This window comes from Rhodanobacteraceae bacterium, from assembly GCA_016713135.1.
Classification (GTDB): Bacteria; Pseudomonadota; Gammaproteobacteria; order Xanthomonadales; family SZUA-5; genus JADKFD01.
Genome location: JADJPR010000004.1, coordinates 203,018 through 223,100, shown reverse-complemented (window position 1 = coordinate 223,100; position 20,083 = coordinate 203,018). Strand labels below are relative to the sequence as shown.

Genomic DNA, 20,083 nt, shown 5'->3' with positions numbered 1-20,083 from the left:
AGCGCCACAGATATGGGGGTAGGTGCCCGCGGCCGAGCGCAACCTCAGTCGGCTCGCGCGCTGCGCATGGGAATCATCCGAAGCCATTGCACGCACGCGTTCTCGCGCCGCGCGTGCATGGCTGGCCGCGCACTCAGCACTGCCGCTGCCGCACCACCTCGAACAGGAATACGCCGGCCGCCACGCTGACGTTGAGGCTCTCGACGTTCGGTGCGATCGGGATTTTCCACAGGTAGTCGCAGGTCTTGCGGGTGAGTTCGCGCAGGCCTTCGCCCTCGCTGCCCATGACGATGGCGATCGGGCCCTTGAGGTCGGCCTGGTAGACGCTTTCGGTGGCTTCGCCGGCGGCGCCGCCGACCCATACGCCGGCTTTCTTGATCCGTTCGAGGGCGCGCGCGAGGTTGGTCACGCGCACCAGCGGCAGTTTCGCGGCCATGCCGGCGGAAGCGCGAACCACCGTCGGGGTCAGGCCCACGGCGCGGTCCTTCGGCACGACCACCGCCATCGCGCCCGCCGCGGCCGCGGTGCGGATGCAGGCGCCGAGGTTGTGCGGATCCTGCACGCCGTCGAGCACCAGGATCAGCGGCGGCATCGCGGCGGCTTCGATCATGCGCACCAGGTCGGCCTCGTCCAGCGCCTCCGGCAGCCGCCAGCGCGCCGCGATGCCCTGATGGCGGTCGCTCGCCACTCGCTTGTCCAACTGCGCCCGCGGGACGCGCTGGACAGCGATGCCGGCCTGCTTCAGCCGCTGCGCCAGCCCGTCGACCCGCGCATTGCGCTTGCCGTCCTCGACCAGCACTTCGAGGATCCGCGAAGGATCCGATTCCAGCTGCGCCTCGACCGCATTCGGGCCGAGGAGCCAGTCGTTGTCAGCAGTCATGTTGTTGGAGCCGGAGAGCACGAGGGCACGAGGGCACGAGGGCACGAGAGCGAGAGCCGACCATCGCGGCATTCAATCCAGAACTCCACAATGTGGATCAGAGCGCGAAGCTCCCGAGGCGAGGCACAGCCGCTCTCACGTGCCCTCGTGCCCTCGTGCCCTCGTGCCCTCGTCATCGCCGCCGCCCGCCACCGCCGCGCCGCTTGCCGCCACCGCCGCGACTCTCGCGGAAATCGGACTTGCCCTGCTCGGCGCGGGTTTCGTGCTCGCCGGCCAGGCGGAAGTCGATCTTGCGTTCCATCGCGTCGACGCGCAGCACCTTGATGCGCACCTTGTCGGCGAGCTGGAAGCTGGTGCGGGTGCGCTCGCCGACGAGCCGGCGGCGGCGCTGGTCGTAGTGGTAGTAGTCGTTCGGCAGCTGGGTCACGTGGACCATGCCGGTGATGCGGGTTTCCAGGATCTCGACGAACAGGCCGAAGGAAGCCACGCCGGTCACCACACCGTCGAACTCGGTGCCGAGGTGGCGCTCCATGTAGGCGCACTTCAGTCGGTCGGCGACGTCGCGGGTGGCCTCATCCGCGCGCCGCTCGGTGGCCGAGCAGCTGCGGCCAAGGTCCGCCATCCGCGCCGGGGTGTAGGTGTAGTCGGCCGGCGTGCGCTTGCCCAGCGCATGGTGGATTGCGCGGTGCACCAGCAGGTCCGGGTAGCGCCGGATCGGCGACGTGAAGTGCGCGTACGCGCTCAGCGCCAGGCCGAAATGGCCATCGCACTCGGCGGTGTAGGTGGCCAGGCTCTGCGAGCGCAGCACCACCGCCTCGATCAGCGCGCCGTCCGGGCGTGACTTGGCGCGCTTGAGGATCTCCATCAGGTCTTCCGGCGTGAGGTCCTCGTACGGCGGGATCGGCATGCCGACGGTGCCCAGGAAATCCGCCAGTTCCTCGTACTTGTGCGTCGGCGGGCGCGGATGCACGCGGTACAGCGCCGGCACCCGGCTGCGCTTCAGGAACTTCGCCGCGGCCACGTTCGCCGCGATCATGCATTCCTCGATCAGCCGGTGCGCGTCGTTGCGCTCGTACAGCTTGACCGCATCGATGTTGCCGGCCTCGTCGTAGCTGAACTTGACCTCCTGGCCCTCGAAGTCCAGCGCGCCGCGCTCGTTGCGGCGCCGCGCGAGCACCTGGTACAGCCCATGCAGGTCCTTCAGTTGCGGCAGCAGGTGCTGGTAGTGGCCCAGCGATTCGACCCGCCCATGGCCGATCGCGTTCCACACCTGGTTGTAGGTCAGCCGCGCGTGCGAACGCATCACCGCGGCGAAGAAGCGCGCGCGGGTGGTCTCGCCGCTGGCATCGATGCGCAGCTCGCAGGCCAGGCACAGGCGGTCCACTTCCGGTTTCAGCGAGCAGATGCCGTTGGACAGCTTCTCCGGCAGCATCGGCACCACGCGGTTGGGGAAATACACCGAGGTGCCGCGCAACTGCGCCTGGTCGTCGAGCGCACTGCCGGGGTAGACGTAGCTCGCCACGTCGGCGATCGCCACATACAGCTTGTAGCCGCCGCCGCGGGTAGGCTCGCACCAGACCGCGTCGTCGAAATCGCGCGCGTCCTCGCCGTCGATGGTCACCAGCGGCAGCTCGCGCAGGTCCTCGCGGTCGCGGGCCTGCGCCGGCTTGACCGTGTCCGGAATCTTCGCCGCTTCCTTGACCACCGCATCCGGCCATTCGTGCGGGATGTCGTGGCTCTCGATGGCCATGTCGATGGCCAGCGAGGTACCGACTTCCTCGCCCAGCACGCGGACGATCCGGGCCACCGGCTGGCGGTGCGCACTCGGCGGCTCGACGATCTCCGCCACCACCACGTCGCCCGGCTTGGCGCCGGCTTCCTGGCCATGCGGGATCAGCAGGTTCTGGTGGATGCGCTGGTCGTCCGGCGCCACCACGCCGAAACCGGCCTCCTCCAGGTAGCGCCCGACCACCCGCGGCGAGCGCCGCGACAGGATCGAGACGATCGCGCCTTCCGGGCGGTCGCGCTTGTCACGCCCGACCACGCTGACCAGCGCGCGGTCGCCGTGCAGCACCTGGCGCATCTGGAAGGGCGGCAGGTAGATATCGCCCACGCCCTCGTCGGGTTTGAGGAAGCCGAAACCCTCGCTGTTGGCGATGATGGTCCCGGCGATCAGGTCCATCTTCTCGGCCAGGCCGTAGCCGCCGCGGCGATTGCGCAGCAGCCGGCCCTGGGCGACCAGTTCCTCGAGCAGCACGCGCGTGCCCTCGATGCCTTCCTCGGTCTTGAAGCCGAGCTCGTCGGCGATCTCCTCGGCCTTCATCAGGCGCGCGGAGGCCTGCATGAATGCGAGAAGCTGGGCGGCGCCTGGCGCCTTGGGCTTGGTGGTTTTGGGCATGTGCGAAGGCTACAGGGAAGCGCGCCGCGGCGCTGCGCTAGAGTTGCGGACCGGATTCAAGCATCAGGCGGCGGCGTGTCGGTCGAAATCCCCAACTACATCCTGCAAAGCCGGCTGGGCGAAGGCGCGATGGCCGAGGTCTGGCTGGCCGAGCACCGCCGCAACGGGCGCAAGGCCGCGATCAAGGTCCTCAAGCCGGCGGCGCTAGCCGACGAGAGCTTCGAGAAGCTGTTCCTGCGCGAAGGCCAGGTGCTGGCGAGCTTCGACCACCCCAACATCGTGCGCATCTACGACAACGACCGTGTCGGCGACACCGCTTACCTGGTGATGGAACACCTGGCCGGCGGCACCCTCGCCGAGCGCATGCGCCGCGCACCGATCACCATTGGCGAGACCCTCGGCCTGGTGGTGCAGATCGCCAGCGCGCTGGAGGCCGCACACCGCCAGCAGGTGATCCACCGCGACCTCAAGCCCGCCAACATCATGCTGCGCGACGAGACCACGCCGGTGCTGACCGACTTCGGCGCGGCGCGGCTGCTCGACCGCAGCACGATCTACGGCAAGGACGGCATGATCGTCGGCACGCCGGTCTACATGTCGCCGGAACAGGTCTCCGGCCAGACTCTGGGCGGCAGCAGCGACCTCTACGCCCTCGGCGTGATCTTCTTCGAACTGCTGACCGGCGATCGCCCCTTCCCCGGCACCAGTTTCCCCGAGATCGCCGCGCAGCATCTGTACGCGCCGATCCCGCAGCTGCCGCCGGCCGTCGCGATGCTGCAGCCGGTACTCGACCGCCTGCTGGCAAAGAAACCGGAAGACCGCTACGCCGACGCACAGGCGTTCATCGACGCGCTGCGCGAGGTGTTCATCCATGATGAGGCACTGCGCCAGCAGGTGGGATTCGCCGCCACCAGCATGGCCTGGTCCAGCCAGCTGCGCGCGCTCGGCTTCGCCCTCGACCCCGGGCAGAAGAACCAGGTGCGCCGCGCCCAGGGCGATTACCTGCGAGCCGGCACGCCCGCGACGGATGCGGTCGCGACCCAGCCGGCTGCGGCGGTCCGATCCTTACCGGAGACCGCAACGAGATCCGCGAGCCCCACCCTATCGAAAGCACCCGCCATCGCCGCGATCGCGGCGGCGCTGGCCGCGTTGGCGGCCGGCGGCTGGTGGCTGTCGCGTCCCGGACCGACCGCCCCCGCGCCCATGATCGCGCCGGCGCCCGCGCCTGCAACGCCCGCACCCGAAGCCACCCTCACGCAGCCGCCCGCGGCCGGCACTGACGACGAGCCCGCCACCCGCCCAACGCCAGCCACCCCGCCCGCCAGCCGCGGGCGCTTCATCGTGATGGTCGACGGCAATGTCCGTGACCGCTGGCTGGACCTGACCTGGGCCGCCAGCGACAATGGCGCCGACATCGACTGGATGGACGCTCGCGACTATTGCTACGGCCGCGGCGACGGCTGGGCACCGCCCTCGGTGGCCCAGCTCGATGAACTGTACGACGCCACCGGCGAGAGCACCCAGGCCTGCGGCGAGGCCACCTGCCGCGTCACGCCGCTGATCAAACTGTCGGCAGCGCGCATCTGGACCGGCGAAGGCACTGGCGACGACCTGCGCGCGGTAATGATCGACCTCTCCACCGGCAAGCGCGACGACTACGCCCGCGTCAACCCCTTCGGCCAGCGCGCACTGTGCGTGTTCAAGCCCTGAAGTTCAACCACTCCCGAACAGCGCTTCAAATGGCGGTTGACAAGGACCCGACATCCTTCTAGATTGCGCGGCTCTCGACGGCGCAACGCGCCCGCGGGACACCTGCCGAGGTGGCGGAATTGGTAGACGCACTAGTTTCAGGTACTAGCGGGGCGACCCGTGAAGGTTCGAGTCCTTTCCTCGGCACCAATCGCATGACCTAAAGCCCCGTTTTTACGGGGCTTTTTGTTTTCGTGGTCCCAAGATGGTCCGGCCTACTCGCCCGCCCTCGCTTCCCGATCCACCTCGCGCGCGATCTCGGCGCGCTCGCGGCTGAGTTCCCGGATCTCGAGATTTTTCTCGCTCGCCGTCATTTCCGGATAGCGGCCAACCTCGCGGTTCCGGCGGTTGATCGCAGCCAGGCGCTCGCCGGCCGAGCTGTACCGCGAGCGCAGCGAGTAGCGCGGTGCGTCCTGGAGTTCTTCGAGGCGAGCGTCGTCGCCGTCTGGGCGCGCACGCCCGCGTTCGCTTGAGGGCTCCGCGCGACATGGCCACAGCCGCTGAGTCCTTGTAGGCTTGCCGCTCCGTCGCCAGTGGAACGAGCGTCCCGTGACCGAATCGCCGCCCACCGCGCCGCCGCGCATTGCCTTCGTGGCCAGCAAGACCGAGCCGGCGCAGGCCGCGCTGCGCGCGTTGACGAACCGCTATCCATCGGTGCCGGTGAAGGAGGCGGATGTGATCGTCTCGCTCGGCGGCGACGGTTTCATGCTGCACACCCTGCACCGCTACGCGGCGGACCGGAAGATCCCGGTGTTCGGGATGAAGCTCGGCACCGTCGGTTTCCTGATGAACCTGTACCGCGAGGAAGATCTGCTGGCGCGGTTGGCCGCGGCGCAGCAGGCGGTATTGCATCCGTTGCGGATGACCGTGGTCGGCGAATCAGGCGGGCTGCATACCGCGCTGGCGATCAACGAGGTCTCGCTGCTGCGCCAGACCAAGCAGGCGGCCAAGCTGCGGATCTCGGTGGATGGCATCGTGCGCGTGGAGGAACTGATCTGCGACGGCGCGCTGCTGGCCACTGCTGCCGGCAGCACGGCGTACAACCTCTCTGCCTACGGCCCGATCCTGCCGCTCGGCTCCGACGTGCTTGCGCTGACCCCGATCAGCCCCTTCCGCCCGCGGCGCTGGCGTGGCGCGATCGTCAAGCGCAGCTCGGTGGTGAAGTTCGAGGTGTTGGACCACTACAAGCGCCCGGTCAGCGCCACCGCCGACGCCACCGAAGTGCGCGATGTGATCGAAGTGGAAGTGCACGAATCGCAGAACGACGCGGTGACCGTGCTGTTCGATCCCGAGCACAGCCTGGAAGAGCGCATCCTGTCGGAGCAGTTTGCGATGTGAGGCGAAGGCACGGGCGGGACTGGGGGCTGGGGGTTGGGGCTGGGTGCTCGGCTCGAACATGCCGAGACTGCGCGGCTTCAGCGCATGACTCAATCCTGCAGCAACTCGAATTCCCCCGCGCACGCGCCCCAGCCCCCAGACCTAGCCCCGCTCTTTCGCCGCCAAGCACCTGTCACCCCCTTTCCATCCCGCCTAGACTGATCCCGTCCGACCGCCACGGAATCGACTTGTGTCCACCCTGGAACCGCGTATTCCCGCGCCCGACCGCCTGACCGTCGCGATCTCCTCGCGCGCGCTGTTCGATTTGTCGGCCGAGCACCAGTTGTTCGAGCGCGAGGGGCTGGATGCCTACCAGGCCTACCAGATGGCCAACGAGGACGAGGTGTTGCGGCCGGGCATCGCATTCCCGCTGGTGCAGAAGCTGCTCCGGCTGAACCAGATGAAGCCGGACACGCCGCAGGTGGAGGTCATCCTGCTCAGCCGCAACAGCGGCAACTCGGGGCTGCGGATCTTCAATTCGATCGAGCATTACGGGCTGGGCATCGTGCGCGCGGCGTTCACCAACGGGGCGCCGCCGTTCCAGTACATCGAGCCCTTCGGTGCCAACCTGTTCTTGTCGGCGCATGCGGACGATGTGCGCCAGGCGCTCGAGGCTGGCTACGCCGCGGCGAGCATCCTGCCCTCGCAGGCCAACGCGAGCCGCCACCCGGAGCTGCGCATCGCCTTCGATGGCGACGCGGTGCTGTTCTCCGACGAAGCCGAGCAAATCAGTCACCACGAGGGCCTCGATCGTTTCCACGAAAGCGAGCGCCAGTTGGCGCACCAGGCGCTGTCCGGCGGCCCGTTCCGCACGGTGCTGATGGCGTTGCACCGGATCCAGGCCGCGTTCCCGGCCGAGCATTCGCCGATCCGCACCGCGCTGGTCACCGCGCGCTCGGCGCCGGCGCACAAGCGCGTGATCCTCACGCTGCGCGAATGGGGCGTACGGATCGACGAAGCGCTGTTCCTCGGCGGCCGCGACAAGGGCCCGTTCCTGGCCGCATTCGGCGCCGACATCTTCTTCGACGACCAGCGCAAGAACGCCGAGAGCGCCAGCCGCTTCGTGCCCACCGGGCACGTGCCGCACGGCGTGGCGAACAAGGGCTGATCGTCCCGGATGAAGGCGCCGATTCAGCGCAGCGCCAGTCGGCTTGGATATGGTTGGCGCATGAAGCTCAGCCGATTGCCTCTGGTTCTGGCCGTACTGCTCCCGGCCTGCACGCCGGGCGTGAACATCGATGTGCGCCGCGCCGATCCGAACGCCGCCGCCCCGGTGCAGCCGCCATCGACGCCGATCCATCCATCGGCAATCCCGACCCCTGCGCAGATCGCCGCGGCGGCCGACCTCAACGGACCCTTCGAGCCATCGCCGCGCCTGCCAAGTTCTGAACTCCTGCCGGGTGTGCCGCTGACCGGCCCCGGCTACCGGATCGCAGACGACGCCCAAGTGGTGGATTACTACGGCCAGTTCGAGCTGCGCAGCGATGTCGGCGCGCTGGTGGCCGATGGCGCCAGCGTGCTCCAGTTGCGCGTGCGCGAACTGGATGCCGTGCGCCGGCTGGACAAGGTGAGTTACACCGAGGTCTTTGGCACCGCAGCGCGACGCAGCGCCGAGCGGCCGGTAGACGCCGTGCGCCAGGTCGGTGGCGAACCGGTCGACACTGTGTCCGGTCTGCCGGCAGGCATTGGGCGCTTCCTGGTGCGCACCGCGCGCAACATCCGGGAACTGGCGCTGGACCTCAACGACGCGGCCATCGATGCGATGGCCGATGACGATGAAGACGAAGACGGCCAAGAGGACAGCGGGCCGAGCACCGGCGAGCGCGCGCAGAAAGTGGCGACCCAGGCGACGCTGCGTTACATCGGCTACAACAAGGCGCGCCGCGAGATCGCGCGCCAGGTCGAGGCCGATCCCTACAGCACCAACCCGATGCTGGACGAGCGCCTGGACAAGCTGGCCTGGGCCGCGTGGTCAGGCGCAAAGTTGACCGGGCTGGCGGTCGGGCTGATCGGCGGCGTGGCCGGCCAGGCGCTGGGCTACGCGCGCGACGCCTATGAACTGGTCTGGGAGTTGCCGCCCGAGGACCTCAAGCGCCGCAACCTCGAAGTGCTGGCGGACTTCGGGATCCGGGGCAAACCGGCGCGCGACTTCGTCCGCCGCAGCAAGGCCTTCACCCTGACCCAGCAGACCGAATTCATCGAACTGCTGCGCCTGCCGCTGTTCGCCCCCGCGCGCCAGCACCTGTTCGAGCACGCGCTGGCGGCCGAGCGCGAGATCCACGCGCGCTTCCTGATCGACGCCATGCGCATGCTGCTGCACGCCGAGCGCGCCCAGGCGCCGGGCGCGACGGCGACGCTGGTGGGCGCCTCCCCTGCCCTGCGCCGCAGCGATGGCAGCCACATCATCGCGCTGCCGGTGGACTATTTGCACTGGACTCGCGAAATCGCCGCGTTTGCCTGGCGCGACGACCTGATCGGCAGCCACAACCTGCTGCTGGTGACCGGCGAGTTGTCGCCGACCGCACTGGACGCGTTTTCGGCAGCCGGATGGAGCGTGCGCGAGCGGGTGGATCCGCGACCGACAGCGGAGGAGAAGGCGGAGGTACGGACGGCGCCACTCGGGGTGCCTTGAGGTAACGCGGTGAAACGAAAATCGTACCTGATTCGTACCAATCCTCATCGCGGGAGCGCCCCAAGAGCAACAGCGCTTGGACAAGGTCCAAACCCACGCACAGCAAGCTCGCGCCATCTGTGGGTTCGGACCTTGTCCGAACGCTTTTCACATCGCCGGTCCATCGGCGATGAGGATTGGTACGAATCAGGAAATCGTAAAACGTCAACGACAGCCCGCGGCAATTGACGTTTTACGTTTCACATTTCACCCTGGACCTCAGGTTCAATTCCAGAGCGAAGAGCTTCAATCTTCTTCCGAAATCGCCTTGCGCTTGCCAGCCAGCGGCTTGATCCGCGCGACCATCGCGGCGGCGACCTTGATGTTGCCGGCGATCACATTGCCGGATTCGAACCAGTCCTCGCCGCCCTCGAAATCGAGCACCACGCCGCCCGCCTCGCGCACCATCAGCGCGCCGGCGGCGACATCCCAGGGCTGCAGCCCGAACTCGAAATAGCCATCGAGGCGCCCGCAGGCCACGTAGGCCAGGTCGAGCGCCGCCGAACCGGTACGGCGCAAGTCTTCGCCATCGTCCAGCAGCGACTTGGCCATGCGCATCTGCAGCGCCAGGCGGTGGCGCTGCTTGAACGGGAAGCCGGTGGCGACCAGCGCGCCAGCCATGCCGTTGCGCGCGCCGATACGGATGCGACGCTCGTTGAGGTAGGCGCCGCTGCCCTTGGTCGCGTGGAAGATCTCGTCGCGCACCGGATCGTAGATCACGCCGTGCTGGATCACGCCATCTTCCATCATCGCAATGGACACGCAGCAATGCGGGAAGCCGCGCATGAAGTTGCTGGTGCCATCGATCGGGTCGATCACCCAGACGTAGCGCGAGTTGCCGCTGCGGCCGGTTTCCTCGCCCCAGATGGCGTGGTCCGGATAGGCCTTGCGGATTTCCTTGATGATCTCGGCCTCGGCCAGCTTGTCGGCGTCGGTGACGAAATCGTACTGCCCCTTGTCGCTGACCCCGATGGCATCCGCGCGGTGGATGCTGCGCTGGATCACGGTGCCTGCCCTGCGCGCGGCCTGGACAGCAATATTCACGGCGGGCTTGCGCATCGGGGACATCTCGGATTTGTAAGGACCGCGAAGGCTAGCAGACGCGGCCGGAGCGGCCAAACCACGTTCCGGCATCCACCGCCCATTGCTATCTTGGGCGCGCCGCACCCGGAGCGCGACGATGACCAAGAGCGAACTGACCGAGATGTACCGCGCCTACCTCGCCGAGGAAGGCTACCTGCCGCATGTCGAGGACAACGGCGATGTCACGTTCAAGTTCGAGGGTGGCCTGTACATCCTGATCGTGTCCGACGACGACGAGGAGTACTTCCGCCTCGCCTACCCCGGTTTCTGGGAGATCGAGAACGAGGAGGAACGCCTGCGCGTCAACCAGGCGGCACTCCAGGCCTGCATCGAGATCAAGGTGGCCAAGGTCTACCCGCTGGGCGACAACACCTGGGCCGCGGTGGAGCTGTTCTGCAATCCACCGGAACACTTCAAGAGCGTGTTCCAGCGCTCCCTGCGCGCGATCCAGTCAGCCGTCGACTGCTTTTCGGACCATCTGCGCAACAGTCGCTGACGCCGGCTTCCACGCGACAAGCCGCGAGCGGTTGATTCTGGTAGGGCGGTGTATCGCGCAGCGATTCACCGCCAGCGGCAAGCACCGGGGAACGCGCGCACCCCGGCGCGACAGTGGCCCCCCCCGCAATGTTGAATTTCATACATTTTCAGCCCGTGCGGAACGGCGACCCTGTGATTGAGTACGCAAGGACGCAAAGGGACGCAAAGAGCCCGGGGATACCAGCGCTGAATCGCGTTTGATTTTCTTTGCGTCCTTTGCGTCCTCCTCCGAAACACGCCGCGCTATGCCGAACAAGCGCACCGGCAGGGGCGACCGGAACTCCCTCAGAGCATCCCGCGCACCTTGACCAGCGCCGCGAGGAAGCGGTCGACCTCGTCCGCGGTGTTGTAGAAAGCCAGCGAGGCGCGCGTGGTGGCGCCGACCCCAAAGCGCTGCATCAGCGGATGCGCGCAGTGCTGGCCGGAGCGCACGGCGATGCCGTCCAGGTCCAGCAGTACCGCAAGGTCGGTGGCGTGCGCGCCCTCGACGACGAAGCTGACCACCGGCACGCGCTCGCGCGCATCGCCGGTGAAGCGCACACCCGGCGTCGCGCGCAGGCCCGCGCGCAGGCGCTCGCCGAGCGCGTCCTCGTGCGCGCGCAGCGCGGGCCAGTCCTGTGATTGCAGCCAGTCGATGGCGGCCGCCAGGCCGACGAAGCCGGCGATGTTCGGCGTGCCGGCCTCGAAGCGCCGCGGCGGCGGCGCGTAGACCGTGCCGTCGAAACTGACCGACTCGATCATCTCGCCGCCGCCGATCACCGGGCTCATCGCATCGAGCAGATCAAAGCGGCCCCACAGCGCGCCGGTGCCGGTCGGCCCGTACAGCTTGTGCCCGGTGAACACGTAGAAGTCGCAACCCAGCGCGCGCACGTCGACCGGGAAATGCGGCACCGCCTGCGAGCCGTCGACCAGCAGCGGAATTCCACGGGCGCGGGTCTGCGCCGCAACCTCCGCTACCGGATTGACCGTGCCGAGCACATTCGACACATGCGCCAGGCCGACCAGCTTGGTGCGCGGGCCGAGCAGCGCCAGCAAGCCCGGCAGGTCGAGCGTACCGTCGTCATCTATCGGCGCCACCTTGAGCACCGCGCCGGTCTGCGCGCACAGCAGCTGCCAGGGCACGATGTTGGCGTGGTGCTCCATCTGGCTGACCACGATCTCGTCGCCGGCCTTCAGGCGCGGGCGCAGGTAGCCAAGCGCGACCAGGTTGATCGCCATCGTGGTGCCACTGGTCAGCACCACCTCGCGCGCGGCGGGCGCGCCGATGAAGGCCGCGATCTTCTCGCGCGCGGTCTCGTACAGCGTGGTCGCTTCCTCGCTCAGCGTGTGCACCGCGCGCGCCACGTTGGCGTTGTGGCGGCGGTAGAAATCGTCCACCGCTGCGATCACCGCCAGCGGCTTCTGCGCGGTGTTGGCGCTGTCGAAATAGACGAGCGGCTTGCCGTGGACCTCGCGCGCGAGGATCGGGAATTGCGCACGCAGCGATGCGATGTCCATGCGGCTCACGCGCTCTGCGGCAAATGCGTGGACACGCGCTCGGCGAGCGCTGCGCGCAGGTCGGGCGAATCGATGGCGGAGAGCACTTCGCCGCCAAAGGCCAGCGTCAGCATCTGACGCGCCTGCGCCTCCGGGATGCCGCGCGAGCGCAGGTAGAACAGCGCGCGGTCGTCGAGCTGGCCCACGGTGGCACCGTGCGAGCACACCACCTCGTCCGCCTCGATCACCAGTTCCGGCTTGGTGTCGATCTCCGCATGCGGCGACAGCAGCAGGTTGGATGTCTTCAGGTGCGCCTCGGTCTGGTCGGCACCCGGCGCGACGGTGATCAGGCCGTTGAACACGCTGCGGGCGCGCTGGTTGGCGATCGCCTTCCACAGCGTGCGCGAAGACGCGCCGCCCGCGGAGTGCGCCAGCGACAACTGGGTATCGTGGTGCTGGCGGCCCTGCAGCGCCACCAGTCCGGCGACACGCGCCTCGCTCCCCGCGGCTGCGAGGTCCAGCGCCAGGGTGTGGCGCGACCACAGCCCGCCGAGTTCCAGCGCCACCAGGGCAAAGCGCCCGCCAGCAGCCACGCGCACATCTGAATGCTGGACCGACTGCGCCTTCGCGCCGGTTTCCTGCACCCGGATCCAGGTCAGCGAAGCGCCGTCCTCGACCTCGATGGCGAGCAGCCGGTTCGCCAGGCCGGCAGCGACATCGGATCCGAAGTGATGTTCGACCAGCGAGATCGACGCGCCGCTGCGCACGCGCACCCGGCAGCGCGACTGCGCGAGGCCCGCGGTGTTGTGCTGCCAGGCGAGGCGCCAGATGCCGCTGACCGGCGCCGTCACATCGACCTGCAGTTCCTCCGCGGCACCGGCGTGCGCCAGCCAGCGGAAAGCCTGCGCGCGTGCGGTCCTCGATTGCAGTCCGTGCGGTGCCGCGCTCTGTGGGAGCGGGCTCTGCCCGCGATCATTTTCTGTTTCTGTGGCGACAAGCTCGCGGGCGGAGCCCGCTCCCACAGGTGCGGCGGCAGCGGAAACCACCGTCACCCCATCCGGCAAGGTATCCGCCAGGACATCCTGGCCACCGGCACACTCCACGAGCGTCCCCGCGATCCCGCTGAGTTCCGGCAGCCCCAGCGAATCGACGAACCCCGCCGTCGGATCCAGCGATTCCATTCCGCCGAGCGTGCTGAAGCGCCAGGCTTCGACCTTGCGGTCCGGCAAGCCGGCGGCGGCGAATGCCGCCCGCGCCGCAGCCGCATCGGCGCCCGCAGCGGCCGGCAGCGCCGCCAGCAGGCGATCGGCGAGCGCGCTGCTCATGCCGCGGCTCCGAGCTTGCGCTCCTTGACCCAGGCGTAGCCGTGCTCTTCCAGTTCCAGCGCGAGGGACTTGTCGCCGCTCTCGACGATGCGCCCGTCGGCCAGCACATGCACGAAGTCCGGCACGATGTAGTCGAGCAGCCGCTGGTAGTGGGTGATCACGATGAAGCCGCGCTCGGGCGAGCGCAGGCGGTTGACGCCCTCGGCGACGGTCTTCAGCGCGTCGATGTCGAGGCCCGAGTCGGTCTCGTCGAGGATCGCCAGGCGCGGCTCGAGCATCGCCATCTGGAAGATCTCGTTGCGCTTCTTCTCGCCGCCGGAGAAACCTTCGTTGACCGCGCGGTGCATCAGCTCGTCGGAGATCGAAAGCACCTTGAGCTTCTCGCGCGTCAGCTTGAGGAACTGCATCGAATCCAGTTCCGGCTCGCCACGCGCCTTGCGCTGCGCGTTCAGCGCGGTCTTGAGGAAATAGGTGTTGTTGACGCCGGGAATCTCCACCGGGTACTGGAAGGCCAGGAACACGCCCTTGGCGGCGCGCTCCTCGGCCGGCAGCGCCAGCAGGTCCTCGCCAAGGTAGCGCACGCTGCCCTCGGTGACCTCATAGCCTTCGCGCCCGGAGAGCACATTGCCCAGGGTCGATTTGCCGGCGCCGTTCGGCCCCATGATCGCGTGCACCTCGCCCGCGTTCACGGTGAGGTTGAGCCCCTTCAGGATCTGCTTGCCCGCCACGCGGGCGTGCAGGTTGGTGATTTCGAGCATCGTTCGATTTCCGAGTCTTGCTTGCGTAGGCCGGTGTACGCAGCTTCACCGCGTTCACCGGCGCCTTTGCCGTTTCTTGTTGCCGGTGAACCGCTGCGCGGTACACCGGCCTACCAGATCCCGCCTACCCGATCGCCCCTTCCAGGCTCACTTCGAGCAGCTTCTTGGCCTCCACCGCGAACTCCATCGGCAGTTCCTTGAACACCTGCTTGCAGAAGCCGTCGACGATCATCGACACCGCGTCTTCCTCGCTGATCCCGCGCGACAGGCAGTAGAACAACTGGTCGTCGGAGATCTTGCTGGTGGTGGCTTCGTGCTCGACGATCGCGCTGGGGTGCTTGACCTCGATGTACGGGAAGGTGTGCGCGCCGCAGCGCTTGCCGATCAGCAGCGAATCGCACTGGGTGAAGTTGCGCGCGCCCTCGGCGTGGCGCTCCACCTTGACCAGGCCGCGGTAGGTGTTCTGCCCGCGCCCGGCGGAGATGCCCTTGCTGATGATCTTGCTCTTGGTGCGGGCACCCAGGTGGATCATCTTGGTGCCGGTGTCGGCCTGCTGGCGGTGGTTGGTCAGCGCCACCGAGTAGAACTCGCCCACCGAATCCTCGCCGCGAAGCAGGCAGCTCGGGTACTTCCAGGTGATCGCCGAGCCGGTCTCGACCTGGGTCCAGCTGATCTTGCTGCGCGCGCCGCGGCAGTCGCCGCGCTTGGTCACGAAGTTGTAGATGCCGCCGACGCCGTTCTCGTCGCCCGGGTACCAGTTCTGCACCGTCGAATACTTGATCTGGCCATCGGTCAGCGCGACCAGCTCCACCACCGCGGCATGCAGCTGGTTCTCGTCGCGCATCGGCGCGGTGCAGCCTTCCAGATAACTGACCGAGGCACCGTCCTCGACGATGATCAGGGTGCGCTCGAACTGCCCGGTGTCGCGCGCGTTGATGCGGAAATAGGTGCTGAGTTCCATCGGGCAGCGCACGCCCTTGGGCACGAACACGAAGCTGCCGTCGGAAAACACCGCCGAATTGAGCGCCGCGAAATAGTTGTCGCCCACCGGCACCACGCTGCCGAGGTACTGGCGCACCAGCTCCGGGTGCTCGCGCACCGCCTCGGAGAAGGAGCAGAAGATGACGCCGGCCGCGTTCAGTTCCTTCTTGAAGGTGGTGCCCACCGAGACCGAGTCGAACACCGCGTCCACCGCCACGCCGGCCAGCCGTGCGCGTTCGTGCAGCGGCACGCCGAGCTTGTCGAAGGTCTCCAGCAACTTGGGATCGACCTCGTCCAGCGACTTCGGCTGGTTCTTCTTCGGCGCGGCGAAATAGCTGATCGCCTGGAAGTCGATGGCGGCGATGGCGAGCTTCGCCCAGTCCGGCTGCTCCATCGTCAGCCAGTGGCGATAGGCCTTCAGGCGCCACTCGGTCATCCATTCCGGCTCGGACTTCTTCGCCGAGATCAGGCGGATGACGTCCTCGTTCAGGCCGGGCGGCACCACCTCGGTCTCGATCTCGGTGATGAAGCCATGCTCATACGACTTGCGCACGACCTCGTCGACCGCGGCCATGCCGGTGCTCACGGGGGCTTCGATGGTTTCAGTGCTGGTCATGGGCTGCCGCTTCGAATCGAGGGGGAGTGTTCAACGCGGAGACGCGAAGAACGCGGAGAGAAGCAGGATCATGCGGTGAATCGCCTCCGCGCAGAGGTCGCAGCCAGCGCCCCAGACGCAAAGACCCAGAGGAAGGGGAGCGATCCAGGCTCCTGCCTTTCTCCGCGCACTCCGCGTCTCCGCGTTGAATGGGGATCCGGTCCACGACAGCCATGGCTCATGCCTCGACCACGAGCCGCTCGACATGCACGCGCGGCTGCCAGCGCAGCGGCGGCGCGGCCATGTCGGCCAGGGTCACGGCGCGCAGCGCGGATTCCACGGCGTTGCTGATCTTGCGCAGATTGCTCGACACGGTGCAGTGGCTCTCGCGGTCGCACAGGCCCGAGTGGATGCTGCACTCGGTCATGCCGAGCGGGCCCTCGATGGCGGCGATGATCTCGGCGATGCTGATAGCGTTCGCCGGCCGCGCCAGGCGGTAGCCGCCGCTGGCGCCGCGAGTCGACAGCACCAGCTCGGCCTGCGCCAGTTGCTTCAGCAGCTTGGCCACGGTCGGTGCCTCCAGCCGGGTGCGCTCGGCGAGCGCCTGCGCGGACAGCTGCGCGGCCGGATCCTCCGACAGGCAGGCCATCAGCACGGTGGCGTAGTCGGCGAGTTTGGACAGGCGGAACATCGGCTTGCGGGCCCGGCAATCGATACAGGACCAAAATAGTACCAATTGGGTGAACCGCCGATCAACGGCGGCCTGCAGGCTGGCGCGGTCCTTGCGTTGAACGGGCATGCCCGCCCTCCACGCCCTCGCCCCGCCAGGCCCCGATTCGCCCGCGCAACGCCGCGCCGGGCCGCCTGCGTGGCACGCACGGCTGGACCTCGGCTTCGCGCGCCACCCGCAGGCATGCACGCGTCTGGTGCGCAACCGCTTCGAGGGCCCCTTGCGGGTGCAGAAGCCGCTGTACCCGGAAGGCGCCGGCATCGCGCATGCGCTGCTGCTGCACCCGCCGGGCGGTCTGGCCGGTGGCGACCACCTGGAGATCGCGCTCGACCTGGCCGATGGCGCCGAAGTGCTGGCGACCACCCCGGGCGCCACCAAGTGGTACCACGGCGAGCGCGGCGCCGCGCGGCAATCGACCACGCTGCGGCTGGGCGCGGATGCCTGCCTGGAATGGCTGCCGCAGGAATCGATCCTGTTCGACGGCGCCGAAGCCCTGCAGGCGCTGCGGATCGAGCTCGACCCGGGTGCACGCATGTTCGGCTGGGACATCGTGCAGTTCGGGCGGATCGCGGCGGGCGAGCAGTGGCTGCGCGGCCGCTGGTGCCAGCGCGTGCAACTGCTGCGCGCCGGCCGCGAGCGCTGGCGCGAACAGGTGGCGCTCGGCGCCACCGACCCGCTGCGCGACTCGCCGCTGGGGCTGGCCGGGCATCCGGTCATGGCCACCGCCTGGGCCTCGGCACCCGCATTGCGCGACCAGGTCGACGACTTGCTCGACGAACTGCGCGAGCGTGCAGCGGAATTTGCGCTGCCCTGCGGCATCAGCTGGCTGGGCGCGCCTGCCGACGTGCTGCTGGTCCGCGCGCTCGGGCACGACTGCGCGGCCGTGCGTGCCCTGCTGGAATCGCTGTGGGCGCTGCTGCGGCCCGCAGTGGCCCATCGCAACCCCTGCCAACCCCGGATCTGGAACACCTGACGCATGGAACTGTCGCCGCGCGAGAAGGACAAGCTGCTGCTGTTCACCGCCGCCCTGCTGGCCGAGCGCCGGCGCGCGCGCGGCCTGAAACTCAATTATCCCGAGTCCGTCGCGCTGATCAGCGCCGCGATCATGGAAGGCGCGCGCGACGGCCGCAGCGTCGCCGAACTGATGCACTACGGCACCACCCTGCTCGGCCGCGACGACGTCATGGACGGCGTACCCGAGTTGATCCCCGACATCCAGGTCGAGGCCACATTCCCCGACGGCACCAAGCTCGTCACCGTCCACGGACCGATCGCATGAACGCCCACGCCAGAAACGCACTCGCCCTGCTGCTCCTCGCACCCAGCCCGCTGCTGGCCCATCCCGGTCATGCCCCGGGCGAACCCGAGCACTGGGTGTACGCCGCTCTGCTCGCGGCGCTGGGCGTCGCGGCGGCGATGATCTGGCAACGGCGTCCCACCGAGCGAAACCGCGGGCGGCGACCCGGAGACCACCAGTGATTCCGGGCGAAGTCCTCGTCGAAGCGGGCGAAATCGAACTCAACGCGGGCCGCGCGACGCGCGCGCTGACGGTCGCCAACACCGGCGACCGCCCGATCCAGGTCGGCTCGCACTACCACTTCTTCGAGGCCAACAGCGCCCTCGATTTCGACCGCGCCGCCAGCCTGGGCTTCCGCCTGAACATCGCGGCCGGCACCGCGGTGCGCTTCGAGCCCGGGCAGGCGCGCACGGTGGAACTGGTCGCCATGGCGGGTGCGCGCAAGGTGTACGGCTTCGCCGGTGCGGTGATGGGCGAGTTGCCATGAAGATCTCGCGCCAAGCCTATGCCGAGATGTACGGGCCGACGGTCGGCGACCGCGTGCGCCTGGCCGACACCGCGCTGCTGATCGAGGTCGAACGCGACTTCACGATCTATGGCGAGGAGGTCAAGTTCGGCGGCGGCAAGGTGATCCGCGACGGCATGGGCCAGAGTCAGCGGAGCAGCGCCGACTGCGCCGACACGGTGATCACCAATGCGCTGATCGTGGACCACTGGGGCATCGTCAAGGCCGACGTGGGCCTGAAGTCTGGCCGCATCAGCGCCATCGGCAAGGCCGGCAACCCGGACATCCAGGCGGGCGTCACCATCGTCATTGGCCCCGGCACCGAGATCATCGCCGGCGAAGGCCTGATCCTCACCGCCGGCGCGATCGACAGCCATATCCACTTCATCTGCCCGCAGCAGATCGAGGAAGCGCTGGCCTCGGGGGTCACCACCATGCTCGGCGGCGGCACCGGCCCTGCGGCCGGTACCAACGCCACCACCTGCACGCCCGGACCCTGGCACCTGGCGCGCATGCTGCAGGCCGCCGAAGCCTTCCCGATGAACCTCGGCTTCCTCGGCAAGGGCAACGCCAGCCTGCCGGGCGCGCTCGTCGAACAGATCGACGCCGGCGCCATCGGCCTCAAGCTGCACGAAGACTGGGGCACCACGCCGGCTGCAATCGACTGCGCGCTCGGCGTGGCCGAGGGCAGCGATACCCAGATCGCGATCCACACCGACACCCTGAACGAGTCCGGCTTCGTCGAGACCACTCTCGCAGCGTTCAAGGGCCGCACCATCCACACCTACCACACAGAAGGCGCCGGCGGCGGCCATGCGCCGGACATCATCAAGGCGGCGATGCTGCCGAACGTGCTGCCTTCATCGACCAATCCGACCCGGCCTTACACCGTCAACACCCTCGACGAACACCTCGACATGCTGATGGTCTGCCACCACCTCGACCCGGTGATCGCCGTGGACGTGGCCTTCGCCGAGAGCCGCATCCGCCGCGAGACAATCGCGGCCGAGGACATCCTGCACGACCTGGGCGCGTTTTCGATGATCTCCAGCGACAGCCAGGCGATGGGGCGCGTGGGCGAGGTGATCCTGCGCACCTTCCAGACCGCGCACAAGATGAAGCTGCAGCGCGGCAGCCTGCCCGGCGACCCCGCGCGCCACGACAATTTTCGCGTGCGGCGCTACATCGCCAAGGTCACGATCAACCCGGCGATCACCCACGGCATCGCGCACGAAGTGGGCTCGGTGGAAGTCGGCAAATGGGCCGACCTGGTGCTGTGGCGCCCGGCATTCTTCGGCGTCAAACCCAGCCTGGTGCTGAAGGGCGGCAGCATCGCGATGGCGCCGATGGGCGATCCGAACGCCTCGATCCCGACCCCGCAGCCAGTGCACTACCGCCCGATGTTCGCCGCCTTTGGCCGCAGCCTCAGCCACAGCTCGCTGACCTTCGTCTCGCAGTCCGCGCTGGCCGCCGGCATCGGCGAGCGCCTGGGCCTTACCAAGCCACTAGTCGCGGTGCGCGGCTGCCGGCGCATCGGCAAGGCCGACATGATCCACAACAGCGCGACACCGGAGATCCGCGTCGACCCGCAGACCTACGTGGTGCACGCTGACGGCGAGCCGCTGTGGTGCGAGCCCGCGCAGGTGCTGCCGATGGCGCAGCGGTATTTTCTTTTTTAGTGAGTGGTGAATGGTGAGTGGTGAGTAGCAGCCGGCATGGCC

The 20,083-nt window shown here is 68.3% G+C and carries 19 protein-coding genes and 1 tRNA gene; 11 read left to right on the top strand and 9 right to left on the bottom strand.

The window, feature by feature from the left end:
* Positions 1-133: 133 nt before the first annotated feature.
* Both rlmB and rnr read right to left on the bottom strand, forming a co-directional pair.
* Complete coding sequence (gene rlmB, locus IPK27_06765; GenBank protein ID MBK8067323.1) at positions 134-880, bottom strand: 23S rRNA (guanosine(2251)-2'-O)-methyltransferase RlmB; 747 nt, start codon at positions 878-880, stop codon at positions 134-136.
* Between the two features lie 172 nt (positions 881-1,052).
* Positions 1,053-3,278, bottom strand: a complete 2,226-nt coding sequence (rnr, locus tag IPK27_06760; GenBank protein ID MBK8067322.1) for a ribonuclease R — start codon at positions 3,276-3,278, stop codon at positions 1,053-1,055.
* 75 nt (positions 3,279-3,353) lie between these two features.
* Between rnr and IPK27_06755 the strand changes: the two genes are divergently transcribed.
* Entirely contained in the window at positions 3,354-4,988 is a 1,635-nt protein-coding gene (locus IPK27_06755; GenBank protein ID MBK8067321.1) for a serine/threonine protein kinase, read from the top strand.
* Between the two features lie 104 nt (positions 4,989-5,092).
* Positions 5,093-5,177, top strand: a tRNA-Leu gene (locus IPK27_06750).
* Positions 5,178-5,242: 65 nt separating this feature from the next.
* On the opposite strand, the gene IPK27_06745 is transcribed toward IPK27_06750, so the two are convergent.
* A complete protein-coding gene (locus IPK27_06745) occupies positions 5,243-5,611 on the bottom strand; it encodes a hypothetical protein (GenBank protein MBK8067320.1) in 369 nt (122 codons plus the stop codon).
* Here IPK27_06745 and IPK27_06740 point away from each other — a divergent pair.
* From IPK27_06740 to IPK27_06730, 3 genes are all read left to right on the top strand, one after another.
* Positions 5,577-6,365, top strand: coding sequence for an NAD kinase (locus IPK27_06740; GenBank protein MBK8067319.1), 789 nt, complete (start codon positions 5,577-5,579; stop codon positions 6,363-6,365). The two genes, IPK27_06745 and IPK27_06740, sit on opposite strands and share 35 nt — an antisense overlap.
* Positions 6,366-6,594: 229 nt before the next feature.
* Positions 6,595-7,512 (top strand): 5'-nucleotidase, encoded by a 918-nt coding sequence (locus IPK27_06735; GenBank protein ID MBK8067318.1) that lies wholly within the window; start codon positions 6,595-6,597, stop codon positions 7,510-7,512.
* A gap of 60 nt (positions 7,513-7,572) precedes the next feature.
* Positions 7,573-9,036, top strand: coding sequence for a hypothetical protein (locus IPK27_06730; GenBank protein MBK8067317.1), 1,464 nt, complete (start codon positions 7,573-7,575; stop codon positions 9,034-9,036).
* 285 nt (positions 9,037-9,321) lie between these two features.
* Here IPK27_06730 and IPK27_06725 read toward each other — a convergent pair whose 3' ends face one another.
* On the bottom strand, positions 9,322-10,134 hold the full coding sequence (locus tag IPK27_06725; protein MBK8067316.1) for an inositol monophosphatase: 813 nt from the start codon (positions 10,132-10,134) through the stop codon (positions 9,322-9,324).
* 121 nt (positions 10,135-10,255) lie between these two features.
* Between IPK27_06725 and IPK27_06720 the strand changes: the two genes are divergently transcribed.
* On the top strand, positions 10,256-10,654 hold the full coding sequence (locus IPK27_06720; protein ID MBK8067315.1) for a hypothetical protein: 399 nt from the start codon (positions 10,256-10,258) through the stop codon (positions 10,652-10,654).
* 326 nt (positions 10,655-10,980) lie between these two features.
* Here the strand turns inward: IPK27_06720 and sufS are convergent, their stop codons facing one another.
* The 5 genes from sufS to IPK27_06695 form a co-directional block, all read right to left on the bottom strand.
* Positions 10,981-12,192 (bottom strand): SufS family cysteine desulfurase, encoded by a 1,212-nt coding sequence (gene sufS, locus IPK27_06715; GenBank protein ID MBK8067314.1) that lies wholly within the window; start codon positions 12,190-12,192, stop codon positions 10,981-10,983.
* Between the two features lie 5 nt (positions 12,193-12,197).
* Complete coding sequence (gene sufD / locus IPK27_06710) at positions 12,198-13,496, bottom strand: Fe-S cluster assembly protein SufD (protein ID MBK8067313.1); 1,299 nt, start codon at positions 13,494-13,496, stop codon at positions 12,198-12,200.
* Positions 13,493-14,254 carry a Fe-S cluster assembly ATPase SufC gene (sufC, locus tag IPK27_06705; protein ID MBK8067312.1) on the bottom strand — a complete coding sequence of 254 codons (762 nt, stop codon included), beginning with the start codon at positions 14,252-14,254 and terminating at the stop codon, positions 13,493-13,495. Before sufC ends, sufD begins: the two co-directional genes overlap by 4 nt.
* A 124-nt stretch (positions 14,255-14,378) precedes the next feature.
* Positions 14,379-15,809 (bottom strand): Fe-S cluster assembly protein SufB, encoded by a 1,431-nt coding sequence (sufB, locus tag IPK27_06700; GenBank protein ID MBK8067311.1) that lies wholly within the window; start codon positions 15,807-15,809, stop codon positions 14,379-14,381.
* Positions 15,810-16,068: 259 nt separating this feature from the next.
* A complete protein-coding gene (locus IPK27_06695; protein MBK8067310.1) occupies positions 16,069-16,521 on the bottom strand; it encodes an SUF system Fe-S cluster assembly regulator in 453 nt (150 codons plus the stop codon).
* A gap of 106 nt (positions 16,522-16,627) precedes the next feature.
* Here IPK27_06695 and IPK27_06690 point away from each other — a divergent pair, with 106 nt between their 5' ends.
* From IPK27_06690 to ureC, 5 genes are read left to right on the top strand one after another with little or no spacing between them, the layout of a single operon-like run.
* On the top strand, positions 16,628-17,533 hold the full coding sequence (locus IPK27_06690) for an urease accessory protein UreD (protein MBK8067309.1): 906 nt from the start codon (positions 16,628-16,630) through the stop codon (positions 17,531-17,533).
* Positions 17,534-17,536: 3 nt separating this feature from the next.
* Positions 17,537-17,839, top strand: a complete 303-nt coding sequence (locus tag IPK27_06685) for an urease subunit gamma (GenBank protein ID MBK8067308.1) — start codon at positions 17,537-17,539, stop codon at positions 17,837-17,839.
* Positions 17,836-18,039 (top strand): hypothetical protein, encoded by a 204-nt coding sequence (locus IPK27_06680; protein MBK8067307.1) that lies wholly within the window; start codon positions 17,836-17,838, stop codon positions 18,037-18,039. Before IPK27_06685 ends, IPK27_06680 begins: the two co-directional genes overlap by 4 nt.
* Positions 18,036-18,344, top strand: a complete 309-nt coding sequence (locus IPK27_06675) for an urease subunit beta (GenBank protein ID MBK8067306.1) — start codon at positions 18,036-18,038, stop codon at positions 18,342-18,344. Before IPK27_06680 ends, IPK27_06675 begins: the two co-directional genes overlap by 4 nt.
* Entirely contained in the window at positions 18,341-20,041 is a 1,701-nt protein-coding gene (ureC, locus tag IPK27_06670; GenBank protein ID MBK8067305.1) for an urease subunit alpha, read from the top strand. The genes IPK27_06675 and ureC overlap by 4 nt, the downstream gene beginning before the upstream one ends.
* Positions 20,042-20,083: the final 42 nt, after the last annotated feature.